Here is a 23,340-nt window from a genome sequence, read left to right on the forward strand (position 1 = left end):
TTTCGAATAGCGCCCTCACAGCCGACAGTGTCAAAACAGTTTGAACCGTTTCTGAGCGCGCTCGCCTAATGATTAGCCCATGGATACTTCCACGGGCTACGTGCCAATACCGGCATACACCAAAGGGTGATCAACATGGCTAAAGACGACAAGAAAAGTAAAGGCGAAGCCTCGAAAGCCAGCAAGGATCTGAAAGACAAGAAGGCATCACCTGCCAAGAAATCCGAAGCGGCCTCGACGCTTTCCAAGTCTTCCGAAAAGAAAGACAAGAAAAAAGACGCCGAGCCAAAGAAAGCGGCCAAAAAAGCGGATAGCAAGCCAGAAAAGGCCAAGAAATCAGACAAGGTTGAAAAGGCTGAAAAGCCGGCTAAAAAGAAAAAGTGACATCTGCTGCCTGCCAGGGCTTTGCGCCCTGGCGTTCTCTGGGTCACCGTCCCGCTTGCAAGCTAAGTGACCAGAATAAAGAGGTTCTCCCTCTAGAGATCAACTCAACGTTGCACGCCCTGAATTTTCTCAAGACGCATTTCATAACCTTGACCTGGCTGCGTGACCGTCTCTGTTTCAACGGTCTGCACAACACGGCCCGATGCATCCTTGGTCACTGCGATGCTTTTGCTGTAAGCGGTTTGAACGCAGCCCGAGATAGAGATGACTGCCAGCAACAACAAAGCGAAGTTAGTTTTCATTATGGATTCCTGTCCATTGGTTGAGTGGCGGACAGCTTAACCGCATAGATAGCCTCTTGCCGTCATTTTTGCGCTTTTGCTTTATAAAGTCCGCTGGAAAAGCCGAGCTCCTAATTAGCCTGACGCAGTTCAACGTGATCGGTTGGCAGAGCTTGACGGCTTAGCCTCTCGGTCTACTGGATTACGAGCCATTGCTCCCGGACCTCACGTCCCCCTCAGTTTCACCCGCGCCCTCGCCTCCGCCACCAACGGATCATCCGGCCAGTAATGCTTTCTATCACCTAGCACCTGCGACATTGACAGCGTTGTAGCTTCTAAATTAGTGGACTTCTGGCGTTTTCGTCAGCAACACCGTTGACTGTCAATCTCGCTATGGAGGATTGACATTTTGAGAGGATATTTTTTGAGAGGATGACACCCTCGGCAAGATCTGCCCATAACAAAGCGAAACGGCCCTAACAAGGCGGGCCGTTTGCTTGGGACCGTCACGTAGCGTTAGAGGGTTGAAGCAACAACTGTATGCACGAAACCGCACCTATTAGATCCGTGCAAACCCATACTCAAGTCTTCGCACATATCAATCGAAATGTTCCGAGCATTCGCAAACCATCCTTTCTTCTAGCCAGATAGAGCTCATTCAGCTCAACAGAGCCATAGTCTCTCACGGACTGAAATCCTATACTCTGAAGCTCATGTTCAATGACAGCGGGGTCAAGCCATGTTTTCCATGGCTCACCCAGTTGCCCGATCAAACTCACAAGATGATCGCCTATGGCATTTTCAATGGGATCGAGCAACGTAGGGGTGACGCCGTAATCGAAAATTACGCCGCTTCCTTTTGGCAGCGATGCGACAAACGTTAGTGTGTCAAGTATCGCTTCTTGGGATATGTATATCGTCACGCCTAACCAAGAAAAAAATGCAGGTTGATCTGCGCGAAAACCGGCTTTCTGCAGCTCTTCGGCTAAGGTGTTACTTTCAAAATCAACCGCCACGAACGTCAATGAGTCAGGTACTTTTATGGACGCTTCTTTAAGGAGACTTCTCTTCCATTCTTGGGTAGATGGATGGTCCACTTCAAATACATGAAGGCCCTCTTCAAGATAAGTATTCCTGAGAGCGAATGTATCAAGGCCGGCACCTAAAACGACATATTGTTTCACTCCGGAGTGTACAAATTTTTTGAGTTCATCTTCAGCTAATCGACTACGAGTAACCACGACAGCACGTATGCCTCGCGCATGGAGATCGTTGGATTGGAATGGATACTGTCGCAGGTCGGTTGCCGCCTGCTCGCCAAGAATCGGCAAGGCCAACGGGTCGTTGAATATGATGGGGTCATCCAGCAGCTGATGAGCGGCCCGGAGTTCGGCAACCTGAAAAGCAGTTCGACTTCGAATACCCGTATTAATAACGTTTTTCTGTGAAGTGAGCATCATAGCTTTCCTGTACCGTACTATGGGCCAACTAATATTTTCTGCATGATTATCCTTCACGTTTTACACCATCAATAGTTGTTGGTCTGCTATAGCTGGTTTTTTCGATCGACACTTGCAATTTGGCTTGCAACGTCCAGATTCCGCTTTAAGGACCTTTCGTGACCTGACTCCGCTGTCCTTGCACGCCCACCGGTACTTCGCCCTTGAAGGTCACCCGGCGTACGATGCGCTCTTGGGTTCCTTAATCATCCAGCGCGTAATGCTGGGTGGCGCGGTTATCCCAGATCGCTACGTCACCGCTATGCCAGCGCCAGCGCACAGTATTTTCCAACCGTGGAAGTGACTCTGCAGCAGGCTGAACAGGTGGGGGTAATGTTGTTCGATTAAGGCTATAGCTGACATATTCAGGCAGCAAATGACTTAAATTCACTCTCGATGCATTTGATTCAGCCTACGCAAAAAGATAGATGGTGCCGTTCTATGCTGTCGGCACTGCGGATGACCGAGGAAGGCTCGATGGAGTTACGATGTCACTGTCGGCAACGTCAGCATGAAAAAGCGCAAAAAGGGTCAAGAAAAATGCCAGCATTTCTTGACCCCTATCTGATGAGGGCTTGATGTCAATAAATTTTACTTACGAACGGGACAGTCGCTGACGAATTTGCGCAACCAACGCGTCAAGCGTCCCGCTTTCATTGGTCTCCACGCGTTTGCTGAGCAGCAACTCTTCGGCGCTGAGCGGGTCACGATTGGCCTGCTGCCCTTCGATGACGGTCAGGGTGGCGTCGGACAGATCGTTCTTGTCTGTCTGACGTTGTGCCAGCCAAGCGGCGATCACGGCCTGTGGCGCATTGCAGTCGAGGATCAGGAACGGTGCGCCGGTGGCCTCAGCGATTTTCGCCGCAGCGTCGCGTTGTTCACGCTTGAGGAAGGTCGCATCCAGTACCACCGGGAAACCAGCGCGCAGTACGGTGTCGGCGATCTCGTTCAAGCGCGCGTAGGTGGCGGCGCTGGCATCTGCCGCGTAGATCCCTGCCTGCGGCTTGTTCTCGACATGCTGCTCGCCGAACAGGCGCTTGCGCTCTACATCCGAACGTAGGCGAATTGCCCCCAGTGCTTCTACCAGGCGCATGGCCACGTGGCTTTTGCCGACGGCTGACACGCCGTGAGTGATGGCCAGGAAAAGCGAGAGGGTAGTGCTGTAGCTTTCTGCCAGGTTGGCGTAGTTGCGGTATTGGCGCAGGGTGGTTGCGCGCTGCACCGCGTCTGCCTCGGAAGGCATGCTGAACAGTGCAACCTTGGCGCGTACCAGGGCGCGGTAGGCTTTATAGAAGTTCAGCAGCTCCAGGCCTTGGTAGTCGCCGGTAAGTTCCAGGTACTGGCTGATAAAGCGCCGCGCCAGGCTTTTGAGGCCACGGTCTTCCAGGTCCATCGCCAGGAAACCGGTGTCGGCATACACGTCGGTGAAGCGGAATGGCTCGTTGAACTCGATGCAGTCAAAGATCACCACATGGCCATCAATCATAGTGGCGTTGCCCAGGTGAATATCACCGTGGCATTCGCGGATGAAACCATTGAGCTTGCGTTGTTCAAACAGTGGCTTGAGGCGCTCGAAGCTGCTTTCGGCCCAGGCCTGCAAGGCTTCCAGTTGTGCCAGGTCAGCCTTGTCGCTGAGGAAAGGGCGGATCTGCTCAAAGTTCTGCAGCACCGGCACCATGACGTCGTGTGGCGTGCCGGCGGTGTGTGTGGCCGGCACTTTCGGGGCATTCAGGTGAAAGTGCGCGATCTGCCTGGCCAGTTCATCGATGTGCGCGCTGGTCAGTTCGCCGTTGGCTTGCAAGGTGCTGAGCAGCTGGCTTTGTGGGAACTGGCGCATTTTCAGCACGTAGTCGACTGCCGGGCCGTCGCCGCCCAATTGCGGTGCTTCTGCGCTGCCGGTGATTGGCAACACTTCAAGATATAAATTATCGGTCAGGCGCTGGTTGAGGCGCAGCTCTTCATTGCAAAAGTGGCTGCGGGCTTCCAGGGTGGTGAAATCGAGGAAGCCGAAATTCACCGGCTTCTTCATTTTATAAGCGTAGTTACCCGTAAGCAGGACCCAGGAAATATGGGTCTCGATGACGTGGAACTGATCCACCGGATGGGGGAACAGGGCCGGATTTTGCAGGGCAGCAATCAGGGACTGGCTCACGTGTGATCCTTCGGAGTTTGGGGAAATTCATGGAGGGTATGATTGCTGCTACAGACGGTTGTGCAAACCGCTGTCCAGCTCATATTGGTCATCAATAGTATTAGCTCAGCAGGCTGGAAACACCTGAATATAATATAGCGCAAGAAAACATCATCAATACCGATGCTGATGCTTTAAGTATTACCTGCCTTGGGCCCCCTCCTTCTTGCGAATGGAGATTGACAAAAGTTCCGACGCTCAGCCAAAAAAGGGATGCCAGCAACATAACCCCAGAAAAGACCAGCATTTCCTGAGCAATTAAAATCGGATCGTCGATAAGCGTAACGGAAAAGATGATCGAAGACACAATAAATGCTTTCGGATTAAACAGCGTAGCAATAAATATATTAAACCCCAAAATAGTTTCGGTCGCTTTTAAAAAGTCACCTGAAAGCTTCCACGTCTTGCAAGACATGTAAGATATATAGCCCGCACAGAACACCTTCATGAAAAACAGACAAACTGTATTGCCCGAGACATATTCGATCAGAATGGAATAGAAGGTGATCGCAATCACGTAGCCGGAAAGCTCGAACAGCGGTAAACCAGCAGACTTCAAAAACCCCTTGGACACGCCGGCCGCCAGCAATAACGTATTCGTCGGTCCCGGAACAAATAACAGTACAGCAGACTCAATCGCTACCTTCAGTAGTTCATGCATATCACACCCTTGCACAATAGCAACATTTCACTCGACAAAAAATCATTGAATACCTGGTCACTCACCGCGCGCCCCGCAACTCGACCCCGTCCGCGCGCGTACGTCCCCAAGGCATAAACACGCGGTCATAAAGCTTTTTCAGGCATGGTACTTAACGATGCATGCCCCCCAAAAAAACATGCCAAAACTCAGGCAAAAGGCCAAATCACCATCATCCATCGGGGTCCCAGTCAGATTCAACAAACTATCAATCGTAAAAACATGCGCTTTCGGAGGCAGCGTTGGCAGCCTGAGTTTTGAGGCGTCGCCGCCGACCTCCATAATGTACATTTTGGACAAGTGCATAATAAAGTTATTGGTTATGAAGTGGCTTATAGCACTTTTATCAAAATCAACTTTCAAAAAAATATCCCTAGACAGCGTATGAATTGCGGTCAAGGCGAGCCGCAACGCATCAATATTTTTCTGTTCAGCATAAGCCTTAGTGACTCGGTGGTCGGTGGCCTCCGACCGCGCGATAACCTCGTAGCAGTTTCTGGTTTTTTCGCAGGTCACCAGACAAACGGCTACCCCGTCACTTAAAATCGCCGTTCCAGGATAATGCCGCTCCTCGTCAGTCATCAGCTTTTCTGCGAATACCAACAAAACCTTACTGTCTGGGCGCTCCTGCAGGATCTGCCCACAAAAACGCAAGGCATGAACGAAATTACCGCACTCCCCCGCAGACAAGGCATACAACGTCGCCTTATGAATGCCGATATTCGCTGCCAACTTCGAGAGGTAGACACTCAGGCCAACGACCTTGTCAATGAATTTGGTTGAGCTGATATAGACAATATCGGTCACTTCCTCTCGAACGACATGGCTCTCATCCAGGACCTTCGCGGCTACCTTTTCGCACACAGCATAAACTTCACGACTTTCATTTACATAATATTCAAAGCCGCCCGCCCGAAAGGCCTTAAGCTCATCAGGACTAATGCAAGATGACAAGCTATCAATTGACTTCGACTCGCCGAAATCAAACACGACGTTAGAAATAAACAGATTGGTCATACCGGCATTCCCTGGCAATTAAATATATACAAAAAAGAGACAGTCCAACTACTCAAAGCCCTGGCAGCCTATACGCCATTCAAAAGAGCCGAGCTTAACTCAGCCAACGAGGGCTGTTTATTGACGAACTGAACCTTGAGCCATTCGGAAATGGCCAGATAGTTGGACGGTAGCAACCTGCATAGCGTTGGCCTTTGATCATCCGACAGCCAACCATGGGCGTTACCCGCACGCTGGCGAATCGCTGGATCATTAGTGATGTACGTCTTGGCTCGCCCACCAAAATGGATCGTCTTAGGATCTGGGAGATCCACTATAAAGGCGTCGCTTGCGGAAAAAAGGGTCTGCCTGATCAGTCCAGGCAAAAAAGACTCGCCTATCAGCACGTTCAACTCACTGCTGACAAAAAAATCTATTTGACTGAGCGTCCCTTGAGTGAAGTCGTTCGGGGCCGACAGCGCGCCTTCGATGCCAATCTTTATATCCAGTTCAGGGTGTTCAACCCTCAACCGGTTAATGCCCATCAATGCCTCCAGGTCATGCTCTTCATTATTGAGAATAATGGCATCACAGGCAGCGATGTTTTTCGCAAACTCAAACTGAGCAGCATCAATTCGCCCTTGCAGGTGCAAACGCTCAAGAACACCTTGCGGTAGCTTCTGGTAAAAGCCCTGAACACAGCGAGGATCATCCACGCGGATAAACAACTTGTTCTTTTGTGGGGTACTACTAAAACGCCCTTGGTAGGCCGAAATAACCCGGTAGTAGACCAGTTCAGTCGTCATACCGTAGACGCCGGTCAGGGCGACAGCGTTCAACTGATGCGCCAGAACTTTTGAAAACAGAACCTTATCGTTTTCACTGTGGGTAATAGCCACCCCCACACACCCGGAGTCATTGGATCTTTTGGCGCCCAATCTCGAAAGAATGCTGTCCAGGCTACCGGAATCAATCGCCTCAGCGGTCCAAGGAACTGCCTGAAAAGCTAGATGTCCGCACGCCTGTGCACGCTCTATAAAAGAATAATCCAGATTATCTTCCGAGAGCGTCAGGACATGAGGGTAAGCCAGGCCAAAATAACTAGAAAACTCATCCCCCCGGCTCCAGCGACTTTTGAAAGCCATACCCAACCCGTCTTTCGCAGGCTGCCGGGCAACCTTGCTTTCCACGCTTTCTGTGCTGCCTGGCACTTGGCGAATGACTTTCTCACCCAAGACTAATGGCGAGCATTTATTTCGGATCTTTGTTGTCAGTTTGGTGAGCACATCACCAGGACCGATCTCTACGTACTCGTCGACCTCCAACCCCATCAAGTAACGAACGCTGTCCAACCACTGCACTGGGCTGTACAGTTGCTTCACCAGTTGGTTCTTCAGCATTTCATTCTGATGGGGCAAACCGGTGACGTTACTGATCACCGTTTTATTCATCGGTCGAAACGTGAAAGGCTCGAGAAACCGCTCAAAATCTTGTGCTATCGGCTGCATGTAGCGCGAATGAAAAGGTGCCCCCACCGGAATAGGAATGTAGGTGCCCGCCAGCGAGTTGATAATGCCTTCAAACGCCTCCAGCGCCTGATGCGGCCCTGCAATCACCAACTGATCCGGAGAGTTGATGTTTGCAATATCAATGCTGGTAATGCCGTTATCGTTGAGCAGTTGCTGCAGATCCTGAGCTTTATAATTCAGGATCACGGCCATGGAACCGGCATTCGCGGAAGACATCAATTCCCCGCGGTGCTTGACGATGCGCAGTCCCGTTTCAAAGTCAAAGACATCCGCGGCGAACAGCGCCGCATATTCTCCCAGGCTGTGCCCGGCCAGGAACTCGATCACCACCTCGTTATCTTCCCGATAGGCGAGGTACTGCAATGCACACACGGTATACAGCGCAGGTTGCGTGTACTGTGTTTTGTTCAACTGCTTCTGTGGGTCTTCCAGGCACAGCTGCTCAATGGAATACCCCAGAATATCACTGGCGATTTCAGTCTGCCGACGGAAACGTTCGAACAATTCACGCCCCATGCCCACTCGCTGTGAGGCCTGTCCCGGAAAAACAAGGGCAGTGTTCTTTGCTGGATTATTGCCGACCACGCTTGTTCGAGTCTTTTCCATAGAATGATTTACCAAGGTAGTGTCTTGAGGCCCGGGTTGAGCGATAGCGCTTTCGCTATACGCCTTTGCAAGGCGCTTTAGGGTCAGCACGCCGGCCTGGTATTGAGTCGTGTCGTTACTCATCAACGACATCAGCGTCAGGCTCACAGGGACCTGCTTTGCCCTGAACGCACCCAGATGCTGTTTGACAAATCCATGCAACGATCCGGAAGGACTAAGATCAACATACACAGGCGTCGCGCCTGTGGCGCTTGCCTCTATCAAGTCGATGGTGTCTGCAAAGTTGATGGGGGACTCAACGATCCCCCAAAAGTGCTCGGCGTCAATCACACGACACCGCGCAACCGTTGCACAGGAGTAAAAAGGCAGCGTGAATGCCCCGGTTGTGTACTTTTTTATCGACGCTAAAGAAGCCGCTTTTAACGGGCGTATGGCAGGCGAATGAAAGGCGTAGTCCACAGCGATCCGCTGATATAAAAAAGCTCGTTGCTGGCAGCTCTTTTCCAACGCATCAATCACCCACGTATCTCCCGAAAAGGTGACGTGTCGTGAGTGATGCACACCCGCAACAGCAACTTCAGGAAACTCGGCGAGCAGTGCGTCCCTTTCATCCGGGGTAATCAATGCCGACAGCATGCCGCCTTTCGGCAACTTGCCTTGTCCTGCAAACTGCTCGATCAATAAGGCTTGATCACAGATTGCAGCCAATAAATCCGTATCCGAAATGGCACCGGCAACACAAGCGGCAATGAACTCCCCCAAACTCGTGCCGATCACCGAGTCAGCGGTGATCCCTTCAGCAGCGAGGGTTGAGACCAGTGCCAGTTGCACCATCACGATGCTCGGATGAGTGAACGTGATAGAGGAGAAGTCATCGCTGCGAGACTTGTCTTTACGATAAATCTCCGCGATTACCGATTTACCCAGTATGCGTTGGCCTATCAGATCCAGCCGCAGCATGGCTTCACGAAACGTTGAATGCGTCAGGAATAGATGGCTCGCCATCTGATAGTAATGACACCCCTGCCCGCCGAACATAAATACCCTGTGCAGGGGATAGACCATCCCCTGGTTCAGCGGCGAGGCGGTGTCTCTGGCGAGCGCATCGGTCCTGACATTCATTGCATCAGCCCTCCACGTCGGTTTCTAACACTTCTTCAATCTGGTCGCCGTGCTCAGCCACCAGGTACTGTGCCAACGACTGAATGGTTTCGTGCTCGAAAAACACCACCACAGAGATCGCCAGCCCCAGACGGCTGTTGATCAACTCACACAACCCAACAATGCTGATCGACTCGTAGCCGTTTTCAGTAAACGTTGCTACAGGACTAAACGAAGCTGACTCCTTGTCCAGCAACTCCGAGGAGATTGAAACCAACCACGAAACCGTTGCCTGCAACTCGTCACTGGCGCCATCAAACGAATAGGCTGGCTGTTTTTGCGCGACCGCTGCCAGTGGCGCAGGCGATGCAACGGGAGGTTCCACGGTTACCTGCGGTTGAATGACTGGCGTGTTGTCAGCGAGAGTTGCGGCCTTCCAGATGAACGCGAATTGCTCATCCGAATGGTTTTTGTCCAGGGCGTGAATAAATGCAGTGGCAATGTCATTGGCCGCGTTGCCCTCCACTTCCAGCGCTACGGTCTTGCCTTCGCGGTAACCACTACCCTGCAACGCCGCGCGATAACGAGCAAAGGTTTTTGCCAAGGTGTTGAGCTGTTTACTGTCGTGTTCCTCGACGGTCATGACGATGGAGAACGATTGCAGCTGGGAGTCAAATGAGTAGGTCGCCTCATCTAGGTTAATCAGTGCCGCGAGATGACGAATAAGCGCCTTGTCTTTCAACGGTTCCTTATGCTGCTGAACCTTGTCATCGGCCGGAACAATGTAATGCACACCCTGGACATCGCCCAGTTGGTCTTTTATCAGCAACAGTGCATTGAACACGGACTTTCTATCGTCAAGTTCAGCCGCGTAGTAGCCGACTTTGGTATTGTCCAGGCTGTTCTGAAGTAACCCGATTTGCTCATCGATGTCTGGCGATGAAAGCGCGTCACCCAGGATTGCGATATGGCATCCGCTGGTTTCATCATCAATCGCACGAATCACACTTTGGCCCACCTCATTCAAGCCGTTTGCCAGGACATAGACACCGTTGTCATTGAGTAACGAGCCTGATTCCGGCTGGCTGACTTTCTGCACGCTGCCGGCATAGATACTGTCGTGGGCACACAGGTATTCAGCGATGTGAGTCTGTGTGTCTGCTGCACGGTTGATCAGCGTCGAAATGTTGGCAAACGAGCACAAGGCTTCACAGTAAATAATCGTCAGTTTGACATTGGCAGCACCCAGCACGTGCTGTTCCAACGCCCCGGTCAATGCTGCATAGAGTTGATACTGGCGATCGAACGGCATGATGATTTGCAGGTGCAAAGGCTGAGTGCTGTCCGCCAGCCAGGCTTTGACCTTCTTCGCCAGTTGGCGTGAGACGGACTTGGCCAGATCAGCGAAAGACTGGGCAAAGCCGTTCGGCAGGACTTGCTGCCATTCTGAAGAGCCGGCATCGAGGCCGCAGGTCTCCAGATCTCGCTGGAAGTAATCCAGGGTGTCCAGGCCAACGACACAGATTTTCGTATCGGCCTGCGCCGGTTTCGGATGTGGGCTCACGTCCACCTTGTTCCAGCGATGAATAAACAACGACTTCGGTTCGGCGGTGACTTTTTCGACCGCCACCGGTGCCGTAATGACCGGCTCGCCAACCACCGGCTCAACGGTTTTCTGAACAATCTTCCCTGCGACTTTTTCAACGACCGGTTCAACCATAGCGGCTACGGTTTTCACCCGCTGCTGCACAGGGGCTGCCTCGACTTTTTGAGACACGCCGGCCGTGTGGTTGCCCATCGGCAACCAATGACGGTTTTGTGAGAACGGGTAGGTCGGCAGGCTGATACGTTGCCCTCTTTTCCCCAGCAGGCCGCCCCAGTTAATCACCACCCCTTTGGCCCAGAGCGCGACGATGTTCTGGTATTTACCTTGCTTCAGCCATTCAGAAAGAATCAGCTCAAGGGAGTTATCCTCGTACAACAGCTTCGCTGTGGCGTCCATCTCGCTGGCATAGCAGACATGCAGCGGGGATTTGCTTTTTTTATCATTCAGGAATGCATCGAGGTTGTCTTCAAGGTGCTCGATGGAGTCCGCCAGGAAGCTCAGGCGGTACGGCATTTGAGTGCGGCCGGTTTGCAGCGTATAGGCAATGTTGCCCAACCAGTATCGTGGCTGGTTGTTCAGGGAGGTGTTTTGCTGAGCGTTGTAGTGGATGTAGCCCAGCAACTGCGCAGCTCTCTGGTGTAGCGCCTCCTTTGATTTTGCGGACAACACGATCAGTTCCGGGTAATCCATCGTGTAATTGACCTGATTCGACACTTCCTCGTGCTCTTCGATGATGAAGTGCGCATTCGCACCGCCCGCGCCAAAGGACGACAGGCCGGCAATCCGCTTTTTGACCTCTTTATTCGGCAGACGCCAATGGGACAGCAACTGGGGAATCGAGAAGGAGGTTTTTTCGATCTGCAGGTTTTTATTAATTTTCTTCGAGTGGAGCGAAGGGACGATTTGCTGGTATTTGAGTTGCAGCAGAATCTTGGTCAAACCGGCCATGCCTGCGGCACTTTCGCAATGACCGATATTCGATTTCACCGAGCCTACCGAGCAGAACTTACCTTGTTGTGCCGAGTCTTGATCGATGGAAAACGCCTGCCTCAGCCCATGAATTTCGATGGCGTCGCCCAGATTGGTGCCCGTACCGTGCGCTTCAATGTACGAAATGTCCGCAGAACGAATGCCGGCCTGTTGGACCACTTTTGAGATCAGCTTGCTGTGAGCTTTCGGGCTTGGAACGGTATACCCATTGGTCTTGCCTGCGTGAACGATCAGCGACCCGGTAATCACCCCATAGATGTGGTCGCCATCGCGCAGCGCATCCTCGTAGCGTTTCAACAAGACCGCACCAACACCTTCTCCCGGTACATAGCCGTCTGCACTCTCGGAAAAGCTCGCACATTTACCGGTCTGCGAAAGGTCGCCGCCCTGTTTCAGCACACCATATTTGTTGGGATGCAAGGTCAGATTGACCCCGCCGGCAATCGCGTAATCAATCTCCCCAAGCTTCAACGCAGAGCACGCCAGGTGCACGGCGGACAGCGATGACGAACACATGCTGTCTATGGCGACGCTAGGGCCTTCCAGGTTCAGGATGTAGGAAACACGGTTGGCAATGGAGGCAAAGCTGTTGGAGATGGCCTGCCCTTCGTACAGACCTTTAGCCGTTTCGCTGTGCAGCTGATACTCCTGGTACATCGCGCCGACATAGACACCGGTGGTCATGTCACTTTCGGCCAGGGACTCTTTGGTGTAGCCCGCATCTTCCAGCACCGAGAAGGCACATTCGAGGAATTTGCGTTCCTGAGGATCTGTCAGCAGCGCATCGGTTTCACTGAAGTCGAAGAACTCCGCGTCGAACTGATCAAAGCCGTCAATAAAGCCGCCCTTGAAATTTTCCGGATTTTCGACCCGATTAAAGCCGGTTTGCTCCCACCTTGCCTTGGGCACTGAGGTCACCAGGTCACGACCTTGGGACAGGTTTTCCCAGAACTCGTCCAGGGTCCGCGAGCCAGGGTAAGTACCATTCAGCCCGATGATCGCGATATCGCCGGAACGACGGGGTTCAGGGTAGGTTTCCTGGAAATCAAACACCTGAGGCAGTGACGCCGACGGGGCGTCAACCTCTTGAAGGGAGAATGCGCCCAGGTCGATCACGTCAAACTGAGTAACCGCAGGTGCGCTGGCAGGGGCCTGGGTGTGAGAAGCAACGGCAACCGGGGCAGCACTAGGTGGTTGTGCATCGCTGAAATCAATACCCAGCAACGCCGCCAAGGCCTGTTTATCTTGCTCGATAAAGTAATCGATGATGCCTTCGACGCTATCAATATCAAACAGCAGGGAACTGCTGACCTGCTCGAAATGCTCACGCAGTTTATTGGTGAGGGTGACGACCAGGATAGAATCGAATCCCAGTTTTTCGAGGGAGAGGTCCAGCGCGATTTCATCGACAGGAAGCTGAACGACGTCGGCGATCAGATCAGTGAAAAACGCCTGGCTCTTGGCTTTCAACATTGCAACGTTGACAGCCGAAGGGGTATTTGACGGGGTATGCATGGAGGACTCGTTCCCTGATGAATGACTGGATCCGGACTCAACGACCTTGGGGGCAAGGGACGCGGCGTGCTTTTGCGCACGCATCAACATCACGAACTGCCCCATGTCGTGGGCCAGCTCGGCGGGGAACTGCGTAGAGCCGTACCCCACTTGCAGGGCGGTGTTGTGCCACGTGGCAGGCTCCAGAACCGGAGAGCCCGGCACCCTGATGTGATCGTCGTTGTACAACCACCAACCGTCGAGGAAACCAAACGTGAGGTGGTTGAACAAGGTATTGCGGCTGAGCTCGTTGACGATCAATGAGCCCTGATCTTTCAAAACTTCCCAGACCCGGCGAATCGAGGCGGCAATGTCACGGGTGGCGTGTAACACGTTGGTGGCAACTGCAATATCGTAGTAATCACGCTGCAGTGGTTGGTCATCAACCGACTTTTCTACGTTGAAAATCTCGTAGCGCAAGAATGGATTGCCTGGCCCGTATTCCCGCTGGGCATGAAACAGAAACGACTTCGAAAGGTCGGTGTAGCAGTACTCTGCGATGTTGGCGTGAAACGGCGCCAGGTGCTTGAGTAACACGGCGGTTGTACCGCCGGTGCCAGCGCCCACTTCCAGAATGCGAATTTTCCGCTGAGGGTCAGCGGCCAGCAGCGTGTTGATTTCGTCAACCACCGTCCTCGAAAGCACCAGGTTGAAGTAGTCAGCAACGCGGTTGTTTTTATAGATACCCTCGACCATGCGCATCGAAGAGTCAGGGAACATGACGTCGGTGGCCTTTATTTTCCCGGTCAGTATCTCCTTGGTATGGATCAGCAAGGCTTCAACCAGTTTGACTTGAGCGGATTTATTATCATCCAGCAGCCATTCAACTTTTGCGGTGTTCCAGGAGAGCCAGGCTGCGCTGGCATCGCTCTCAGGAAACTCTGCCGTTTTGCTGAATTGACCGGCGTCGTGACGAAGGTAGCCCTGGCGCACAAGGCTCATCAGGGTCTCCGTCAACCAGCGCGAAAAACCTGCGCGAATATCGGTCTTGCGAAGCACGTCTTCAACGGAAAACTCAGTACCGGAAAACACGCCCAAGGTTTCAAGGTCGGCAGCGACGATCCGGCAAAGGTAGCTGTCCATGTCCTCCAGGTAAAAAACGCCTTCCTCCCTTAGGGCCATATAGTGTTCATTCCGATACACATATTCCATCATACAGCCCTCCACTCCATCGTTATTTAACTGAGTTGTTGATTGCACAAAACCAAATTCTGTAGTGTTCTGATGAAGTGTCACCTTATCTATCAATGTTATTTTTTCTGGATCGTAGGCAGCGATAAAACTGGCCTGTAAATGATCCCCTGCAATCAACGCCTCAAAGGCCAACATGCCGATGGTCGGGTTGATTGACGCCATCCCGCTTTTTTCCAGCACCTTTTGATACGACGCATCACTGACAATGCCGACGGTTCCCCAATACCCCCAGTTCATGGCTCTGACATGGGTAGTTGCGCACTTGGCCTGCAAGTAATGGGCAAAACTGTCTTTAAAGGTGCACCCCGCAGCGTAATTACTCTGCCCGGCCTGGCGAGCAAAGCTCTGGATCGAGGAATAGAAGGCGATGAAGTCGAGGTCTAGATCGGCAAAGTAATTTTCGATGTTTCGGCAAATATCCACTTTCGCAGCAAGGGCCGAACTAAAGGTTGTTTCAGACATATTGGCAACCGTCTTGTCCTCCAGGACGATTGCCGAATGAATAATGCCGTCCAGCCGGCCATATTGACGGAGGATGGTGTGTCGTAATTGCTCCATTTGGTGTGGCTGGGTGGCATCAACCGATACGTACAGGGGAGCACGACCGAGTCTCTCCATGGCACGCAATGAATGACGGATTTCATCATTAATGGCTTTTCGACCTGCCCAAATGACTTGGCTATCGTGCCGTTGCAAAAGACGTTCGGTCCAGGCCTGGCCCAGGCCACCGGCACCACCGATGATCAGATATACCCCGTTGTCACGGTAGATCGGCTTGACCGGCTCACTGCCGTTTTCAACCGGCAACACCTCCAGGTGCTCGGCATACCATTGATCGTCGCGGCAGCAATACGTCTGTCCTTTGACTTTTCTTTTTTCAATGCCTTGCGACGAGCGCACCAGCGAGGGGTTTGAGGTCGCACGCGCCACAAAGGCGTCATCGACATCAAGCAAGCTTATCGTCCAATGGCTGTATTCTTTCGCAGCGGCACCGACAAACCCGTGCAACCCGGCGTTGACCGCTGTGTTAGTGCCTTCGTTGTTGACATTGAAGTTATTCTTGGTGACGACCGTGATCGACAACCTGACTTCATCAGCCTTTAATTCCAGCAACGCCTTGAAGAACCTGAAGAAGATTTTTTCTTCGACACCATACTGTAAACCTTGATCCTCTGCGTGCACAGAGACATCAAGGCTACCGCCGATCCAGAGGATACTTTTAATCGTTCCCGGGATGTAGTCCGCCAGTGTCGCGGTCATACGTTCCAGCGTATCCAGCGCAGTAAAGCTGCAGTGAGCCTGACCGCCAACCAACGACAATAATCTCTGCCTGTTTGGCGACACACCCGCCGCAGAAGTGACTGGAATAATAACCAGAACGCTTTCATCGGTCGCCAACGACGGGCTGCCCGCTATTGGCCGCCAACGATTAACGGCATAAATGTTATGCACGGCATTGCTCATATCAAACCTTCTACCCAGAGGTAACAATCAATAGCACCCAAACACCAGGACCTGTTTAAGCTTCAGACAATCGCGGCACACCGGACAGTATCCGTTGGCGGTAACCATCCAGCACCGCACAGACATTGGATTGCGCGTCGTAGATAACAATGGTCCAGATTTCTTTCTTGCCATCATTCAGCACATGCCCAACCGACCAGGCGTTGAGTGGAATTTCCCGATACTGTTGAAAGCGGTCTATTGCAAAAGGAACCCGGGTTTGCACCCCACCCTGATCCCTGGTTTGTTTGGCTTTATCCCGCGCTACAGCGAGAATCGAGATGGCCTGAAGTGCAGAGTCTGCAAGGCAGGGATGAACCGAAAAAGGCGACTGTTTATTCGCCAGGATCGACGGCAGTTGCAATTGAGCGATGACCGTCGAGGGCGAAAAGTAGAGGGCCTTGATACCCTGCAAACGGGTCTTGTGGGTAATGCCATGGCGACGCAACAAGTCATAGCATTGCGCTGCCGGTACTTTTCGATACTGGGCCAGCCCTGCCGCGCTCAGGTCAATCTCATCGAACCGGATCCCCTGTGCTTTCAGGTGACTGAACGACTGATCTTCTGCCAGCACCTGTTGACCTGACGACAACTCACAGATGGCTTGGGCATACAGCTGCTTTTTATCTCGGCTCAGCACCTTCAGGTCAGCGTTGTCGCCTCGCTCTGTCACTTCCACAATAATCGGTAAGCGTGGCGTGGCGTCGGTAAAGACCATCGGCTGAACCCAGGCAATATCGTTCAGCGCTATTTGGTAGGCATTCTTGAACTTGTCGCCATACACCGCGCAAACACTGCGTTTCATCAGCTCGATATACATCACGCCGGGCAGGACTTTCTGCCCCATAACCAAATGATCCGCGATGAAGAAATCATCCACCGTCAGGGTGAATTCACAGTACTTGCTGGCGGCTTTTGACCTTGCCGCCGTGGCTCGTGGGGCTGATGCGGGAGGACTCGGACGTGCAACGGAGGCCTGTTTCGCCGGCGCTTTATCCTTCGAAGACGCCCAGAACGACATGGAATTGAACGGACTTGCCGGCAGGCTACAAATGCTGCCCTGGAACGAAGCGTCGTTGACCTGGCCGTTTTCAATATAGACGTGCGCTTGTTTCAGCAAAGCCTGGGCATTGCCCTGCCCCAGGCCGCTCGGCGTAAAGATTTGCATGCTCGGCTTGGCTGCTGACAGCAGGGAGCCCAGTGCATTGGCCAGTTCAGAAACCGAGCGGCAAAGAATCGCCACGCGCTTGCCGAAGTGCCTGCGCCCGCAGGCCAAGGTGTAAGCGATGTTGGTCAGCGACACCGTCGCGTCAGACTCGAGGTGCTCACGCAGTTTCTGCAGGAGTTTGACCAACTGTGGGTCAGAGTTCGCCGACAGCAGAATCAACTGCGGCCCAAACTTCTCCGCCGTGTGCCGTACCGGCTGGGGTAAATCACCGAGCACCACGTGCGCATTGGTGCCACTGGCACCGAAGGCACTGATCGTTGCCAGCCTCCGGCCATTTCTGGCTTGCCACGGTTGTGAAGATTTCGCGACATAAAACGGGCTACCGGCCAAATCAATTCGCGAGTTGCCTTTGGTGTGGTGAATCAGCGGCGGAATGGTGCTGTGTTCCAGTGCCAGCACCGACTTGATCACACTCGAGATACCGGCGGCAAATTGGGTGTGGCCAATGTTGGCTTTGACCGAGCCCAAGGCGCAGTAATTCTTGTGCGCGGAGTCCGTGGTGAAGGCTGCACAGAGTGCGTTGAACTCAATCGGGTCGCCCAGGTTGGTGCCGGTGCCGTGGGCCTCCACCATGGAGATGTCGTTAGCGGTAATACCGAAATCCTTGTACACCCGTTTCAGCAACTTCTCTTGCGAGACGGCGCTTGGGGCCGTGATGCCGTTGGTTCTGCCGTCCTGGTTGATGCCGTCACCGTAGATGACCGCGCGAATGTTGTCGCCATCGGCCAAGGCATCGTCCAAACGTTTAAGAATAATCGCCCCGACCGCTTCGCCGGGGACAAAACCATCGGCGTTTTCATCAAATGGCGAGCACGTCCCGGTGGGCGACAACATCCCGGCTTGTGTCGCCTGCACGTACAAGCGCGGCGTCGTCTGTACAAATACACCGCCCGCAATCGCCGTATTGGTGATCCCCAGTCGCAGGTCTTTACAAGCCTGATGGATCGCCACCAACGAACTTGAACACGCAGTGTCGATGGTCAGCGCCGGCCCTTTGAAATCCAGGTAATAGGCAATCCGCGACGCAATCATCGAGCCCATGTTGCCCCACAGCGCTTGCGCCGGTGCCTCACTGGCCTCGAACACTTCGTTGTAGTCGCCAGTCCAGCCGCCGACGTAAATGCCGAACTGATCTTTCACTTCAGGGGTCAGGCGACTGCCTGCATAGCCACTGTCCTCTAGGGCATGCCACGCCTCTTCGAGGAAAAGGCGTTGTTGTGGGTCCATATACGTGGCTTCAACCCCGGAAATGTTGAAGAAGATCGCATCGAACTTATCAATTTCATTGAGGAATCCACCGCGCTGGCAAACACCGTCGCGATACTTTTCCTGATTGAGGTAGTCCGCCAGGTCCCAACGACTCACCGATTCGGTGCTGTCTTTGCCGTCGCGGATATTGTTCCAGAACGCCTCGGTATCATCGGCACCGCCAAAACGGCCACTCATGCCGATAATTGCAATCGGCTTTTGGTTGCGTTCCTGGCCAGTTGCAGGCGACTCGCTGAGTAGCTGAGGCGCTGGCCGAGCGAATTGAGTCGACGAGTCGACGATCGTCACAGGCGTAATCAGCCCATGGGCATGGCGGGATAGATCCTCGACATTCGGATAATCGTAGATACACGTGGTTTTCAAACCGAGACGATACTGTTCATTAAGCGAATGGATTAAATCAACGCCCAAAATGGAGTCCAGACCGTAATCGACAAACGACACCTCATTGTTGATCGACGCCTCATCCATCTTGAGTACATTGGCCAGTCTTTCTCGAATGAATCCGGCAACGGCCGGCACTTCAAGGCGAACGGGCACGTGACTGATGATTTCGGCGCTCACCTTCCCTGCTTCTGATGGCTGATCCAGGTGTCTGACGGCCCTTGCGTTCGAACCGACTTTGTCCAGGAAGCTATGGGTGTTGGCCGCAAAGGCATACTCGGGTATCCGGCATTTTTTCGGTTGCAGCCCATCGCTGTACAAACCTTCCCACTGCTCAAAGCTGCCATTGACCCACAGTTGCGCCAAGGCGTCCGACTCGTGGTGGGCAAAAGCAATCTGAACGCGGTCGTGGGCCAGCGCTTTTTGCTTGGAAAGCTCTTCAAACCGGTGAGTTTTCACGCCGGCATACAGGCCGCTACCATTAACCTGAGGGTCTTCCTCGCCAAGGAAGCGCTGGAGACGCTCGATAAAACCGGCTAGATCCCTGGCACAAATCGCGACGCGATGTTGATGGGCATTTCGACACGTTTGCAGCGTGAACGCGATGTCACGCAACGCGGGTACGGTCGACGATGAAGCGCCGCCCTGAATAACCGCCACCAGTCGCCCAATCGATACGCTGCCTTGCCAGTTGAGCATCGACAGATTCAGCCCGTAGCGGGTGTTGACGGCCTCGAACAGTCGATAGAAATCAAATGGTTTGAGCCCGGCATCGACCAAGGGGGTTGAATCGTCAACCTGATTCAACGAGAGATTGTTATCCAGCCCCCGAAGCGTGGCGCGAATAAACGTCGCAATATCCATTGCAGTGGAGGCTTCAGGCGCTTGCGCCTGAAGGAAATCCAGGAACCGACGGCAGTTTCTTTTCAGGCCTTGTTCGGTATTCGAAGAGAAAGGGAAAACCAACGCCTGGACATGTTCTTGCCCGACAGGTGCGCCAACGACCTGTTCCTGCGGCGCTGTGTACTCCTCCAGAATAACGTGGGCATTCACCCCCGCCGCACCGAACGACGAAACACCGGCGATACGATTGCGGTTGTTGCGCGATGGCCACTCGATCAGCTCCCGCTGCAAATAGAACGGCGACTGGTCGAACTCCAAGTTAGGATTGATCGTCTGTGCGTGCAGGCTGGGTACCAGGACCCGGTGCTGCATCTGCAGCACCACTTTGATCACACCGGCCAGACCGGCAGCGGCTTCCAGGTGGCCGATATTGCTTTTTACCGAGCCAATCGCGCAGGAAGACTCAGGCAGGTCATTACCCGAGAAACAGGCTTTGAGTGCGTTCAACTCGATGGGGTCACCGAGTTCCGTCCCGGTGCCGTGAGCCTCGATGTAGCTGAGTTCGCCCGCTGTGATATTGGCGCTGTTCAGGGCTTTCTCGATCACCGCCGTTTGCGCCTTGGGGTTCGGCACGGTGTAGCCTTTGGCGGCGCCACCATGATTGACCGCCGAGCCTTTGATTGTTGCGTAAATCCGGTCGCCGTCTGCCTGGGCCTGCCGAAGCGGCTTCAGAATAAGCGTCGCGACACCTTCACCCGGTACAAAGCCGTCCGCCTGGTCGCCAAAACTATGGCACTGACCTTTTTGCGACAGCATGCTGGACGCACAGAGTTGTACATAGCTTGCGGGGTGCAGATACAGGTTCACGCCACCGACAATCGCCATCTGGCAACGCCCGGCCTTGAGACTATGGACCGCCTCATGAATCGCCACCAGCGACGATGAACACATGGTGTCGATGGGCATGCTGGGCCCATTGAGGTCGAAGAGATAAGAAATACGGCTGGCGACAGAACTGAACGAGGTCGTCGGAATCGTGCGTTCGTCTTGATTCCAGAGTGCCGGGCCGTAGAGATTGAAGCCAGTCTTGGTAATGCCGACGTAGACACCAACGTCGCCGTCATACTGCTGCTTGATTTTATCTTTGGTGTAACCAGAGTCCTCCAGGGCACGCCAGCAAGACTGCATAAACAGCCGCTCCTGCGGATCCATGGCGAGGATTTCTCGTGGTGAGAGCTTGAAAAACTGCTCATCGAAATCATAAGCCTGTTCAAGAAACCCGCCTTGCTTGCAGTAGGATTTACCGTCTCTGATGGCCTCGATTTTGTCCGTGGCATAGAAGTCTTCCAGGGACCAGCGCGACTCAGGAATCTCGGTCACCGCGTTCACGCCGTTGCGCAACAGCTCCCAGAACGCTTCGATATTCGCCGCCCCCGGAAACTGCGCGTTAATGCCAATAATGGCGACCGCATCACCGGCCTGCGCATCCACTGCGCGGGGCACCGCCGGACGCGGCTGAGCGTCCTGACGGGCAGAGGCTTGCGGAGCCTGTTGGCTCGCTGCCGGGGCAACCGCGCCGAGCCACGCCTGCACCGCGTCGGGTTGCAACTGGCTCAGTGTGGTGGCCAAGTCATGAATGGATTCCACTTCGTACAGCAGCGTTTTCGACAGTCGAGAGAAATGCTCACTCAACGCCTGATTGATCCGCATGATGGAAAACGAGTCGAGGCCGTAGCTTTGCAACGGCTCGAAGGTGTCGAGTTTGCTTGTCTCCAGCTTCAGGACGCTGGAGATCAACTGTTTGAGGTGAGCGACCAATGGATCATAGGCAGTCTCAACCGATGTCACTGCGCCCTTCCCGCTGGCTGCTTGAGCCGTTTGCTGACTGAGCGCCGGGGTTTGCAGGTTCCGCTGTGGTTTAGCGTTAACGTACTGGCTATCAATTTTCACCGGATCGCCATAGGTCACCAGAACACGGTGGGTATCGGCGGCCAGTAACAACGTATTCACGTGATTGAGGGCCACATCGACCGGCAACGGCAACAGACCGTACTCGACGTGGAGTTCTTTCAGCGCCTGCTGATCAACACCCATACCGGCGTTTTCCCAGAGCGGCCAGTTCACCGACAACAGGCGATCAAAGCCGTTACGCCCGACCTTGTTTCGAGCGTCGCTGAAACCATCAATGAATCCATTGCCGGCCGCATAGTCGATCTGGCCGACAAAACCTAACTGGCCTGCACAAGAGGAGCAAAATAGAATGAAGTCAAAGCCCGTTTCAGTCTGTTGACTGACGTCGTTTGCAGCCTGAATCAGATGGATGCTGCCACTGACTTTGGCTTCCAGGGTATTTTCAAACTGCTCGACGGTTTTGTTGACCAGAAAACTGTCATTCAACGTGCCGGCGCAGTGGAAAATCCCTTCGAGGTGATGGGAGGCGACGACCTTGATCAACAGCGACTTGAGGTCCGAGTAGCTCGCCGCGTTCGCCGTGAGATAGGAAACCCGGGACTTTCCGTAGGTGTTTACCAATTGCAGGTACGGCGTATTACTTTGCAGATCGGCTTCACTGCGGCGCCCGGTCAATACGACGCGGGCCTGCTGCCCCTGGCGCAAAATGTAATCTGCCAAGTGCAAACCAATACCGCCTACCCCACCTATAATCAGATAACTCGCATCGGTTTTTATAAAGCTTTGCAACGACGCACCATCAGAACGGTCACTGAGCGTTTCAAACACCTGAACATAACGGACATTCTTGAGGTAGCGCACATACGCCGCGTGACTGTGCTGTTCCTCGGCCAGGCTATTTTGGCTTAACTGACCCAATGAGGCTTCATCGAGCGCCACCAGTTGAGTGGTAATGCTCGGGTGCTCCTTATTCAGGGTTTTCAGCATGGCTGAAATAGCCGCTTCCACTCCGACATACACAGATTCGTGCGCTACTTTGTCTTCAGCGTAACTATCGGGCCTCAGAAAAAACACCTGGAGCAGCGTATCCGCCGAGCTTTTCCGGCCTTTACCATGCTGCAAAATGGCCGTGACCTGCGCCTTCAAACTGACGAAAACGTCGAGGATCATCGCACTGGCCAAACCGCTCATCTGGTCGGCAAGCGTGCCTTTGGCGGCCGCCTCTTCGGGAGCCGACACTACCGTCATCCGGGCCAGCAGGCGTTGATCCAGGCGGGCTTTCAAGGTATCCACCAACCGCTCATGACCGTGCTCCGTTACGACCACCACGCAATGCTGTTCGTGAGCCTGAGCCACATCGAGCGCGCGCCCAAGCGGCGCATCGCGCCACACCGGCACATAACGCGTACTGCCCGGCGACCCGGACTGCTCTTCACGCATACGGCCCCCGGTGGCGTCGGTTTTGGCCAGCGCCTGAACCGCTTGCTCTTTAGTAATACGACCCGCTTTGAATTGATCAATAATGTAACGCTGAAAGTTAGCAATCTCATTGGAGTTATTCATGACGACAC

The 23,340-nt window shown here is 53.5% G+C and carries 9 protein-coding genes and 1 pseudogene; 1 reads left to right on the plus strand and 9 read right to left on the minus strand.

The window, feature by feature from the left end:
* The first annotated feature begins 126 nt into the window (after nucleotides 1-126).
* Nucleotides 127-384 carry a hypothetical protein gene (locus BLR16_RS07790; protein ID WP_024663132.1) on the plus strand — a complete coding sequence of 86 codons (258 nt, stop codon included), beginning with the start codon at nucleotides 127-129 and terminating at the stop codon, nucleotides 382-384.
* Between the two features lie 104 nt (nucleotides 385-488).
* Here the strand turns inward: BLR16_RS07790 and BLR16_RS07795 are convergent, their stop codons facing one another.
* From BLR16_RS07795 to BLR16_RS07835, 9 genes and pseudogenes are all read right to left on the minus strand, one after another.
* Nucleotides 489-686: a hypothetical protein gene (locus BLR16_RS07795; RefSeq protein WP_003313844.1), complete on the minus strand. Its 198-nt coding sequence runs from the start codon at nucleotides 684-686 to the stop codon at nucleotides 489-491.
* Nucleotides 687-1,246: 560 nt separating this feature from the next.
* Nucleotides 1,247-2,122 (minus strand): class I SAM-dependent methyltransferase, encoded by an 876-nt coding sequence (locus BLR16_RS07800; RefSeq protein WP_161437887.1) that lies wholly within the window; start codon nucleotides 2,120-2,122, stop codon nucleotides 1,247-1,249.
* A gap of 148 nt (nucleotides 2,123-2,270) precedes the next feature.
* Nucleotides 2,271-2,491, minus strand: a pseudogene (locus tag BLR16_RS07805) (TauD/TfdA dioxygenase family protein); the annotation flags it as partial.
* Between the two features lie 268 nt (nucleotides 2,492-2,759).
* Nucleotides 2,760-4,316, minus strand: a complete 1,557-nt coding sequence (locus tag BLR16_RS07810) for a bifunctional aminoglycoside phosphotransferase/ATP-binding protein (protein WP_074805204.1) — start codon at nucleotides 4,314-4,316, stop codon at nucleotides 2,760-2,762.
* Between the two features lie 100 nt (nucleotides 4,317-4,416).
* Complete coding sequence (locus BLR16_RS07815) at nucleotides 4,417-5,016, minus strand: LysE family translocator (protein ID WP_161437886.1); 600 nt, start codon at nucleotides 5,014-5,016, stop codon at nucleotides 4,417-4,419.
* A gap of 138 nt (nucleotides 5,017-5,154) precedes the next feature.
* Complete coding sequence (locus BLR16_RS07820) at nucleotides 5,155-6,072, minus strand: beta-ketoacyl-[acyl-carrier-protein] synthase family protein (protein WP_161437885.1); 918 nt, start codon at nucleotides 6,070-6,072, stop codon at nucleotides 5,155-5,157.
* Nucleotides 6,073-6,140: 68 nt separating this feature from the next.
* Nucleotides 6,141-9,308, minus strand: a complete 3,168-nt coding sequence (gene fabD / locus BLR16_RS07825) for an ACP S-malonyltransferase (RefSeq protein WP_003392074.1) — start codon at nucleotides 9,306-9,308, stop codon at nucleotides 6,141-6,143.
* Between the two features lie 4 nt (nucleotides 9,309-9,312).
* Nucleotides 9,313-16,095 (minus strand): SDR family NAD(P)-dependent oxidoreductase, encoded by a 6,783-nt coding sequence (locus BLR16_RS07830; RefSeq protein ID WP_074805214.1) that lies wholly within the window; start codon nucleotides 16,093-16,095, stop codon nucleotides 9,313-9,315.
* 55 nt (nucleotides 16,096-16,150) lie between these two features.
* Complete coding sequence (locus tag BLR16_RS07835) at nucleotides 16,151-23,332, minus strand: type I polyketide synthase (protein WP_074805216.1); 7,182 nt, start codon at nucleotides 23,330-23,332, stop codon at nucleotides 16,151-16,153.
* Between the last annotated feature and the right edge of the window lie 8 nt (nucleotides 23,333-23,340).

Source organism: Pseudomonas sp. BS3767 (genome assembly GCF_900099665.1).
In the GTDB taxonomy this organism is placed as follows: Bacteria; Pseudomonadota; Gammaproteobacteria; order Pseudomonadales; family Pseudomonadaceae; genus Aquipseudomonas; species Aquipseudomonas cerasi.

Coding starts and splice junctions, on each gene's coding strand:
- BLR16_RS07835 (WP_074805216.1), bottom strand. CDS start 23,332: ATGAATAACTCCAATGAGATTGCTAACTTTCAGCGTTACATTATTGAT.
- fabD (WP_003392074.1), bottom strand. CDS start 9,308: ATGAATGTCAGGACCGATGCGCTCGCCAGAGACACCGCCTCGCCGCTG.
- BLR16_RS07795 (WP_003313844.1), bottom strand. CDS start 686: ATGAAAACTAACTTCGCTTTGTTGTTGCTGGCAGTCATCTCTATCTCG.
- BLR16_RS07815 (WP_161437886.1), bottom strand. CDS start 5,016: ATGCATGAACTACTGAAGGTAGCGATTGAGTCTGCTGTACTGTTATTT.
- BLR16_RS07830 (WP_074805214.1), bottom strand. CDS start 16,095: ATGAGCAATGCCGTGCATAACATTTATGCCGTTAATCGTTGGCGGCCA.
- BLR16_RS07800 (WP_161437887.1), bottom strand. CDS start 2,122: ATGCTCACTTCACAGAAAAACGTTATTAATACGGGTATTCGAAGTCGA.
- BLR16_RS07820 (WP_161437885.1), bottom strand. CDS start 6,072: ATGACCAATCTGTTTATTTCTAACGTCGTGTTTGATTTCGGCGAGTCG.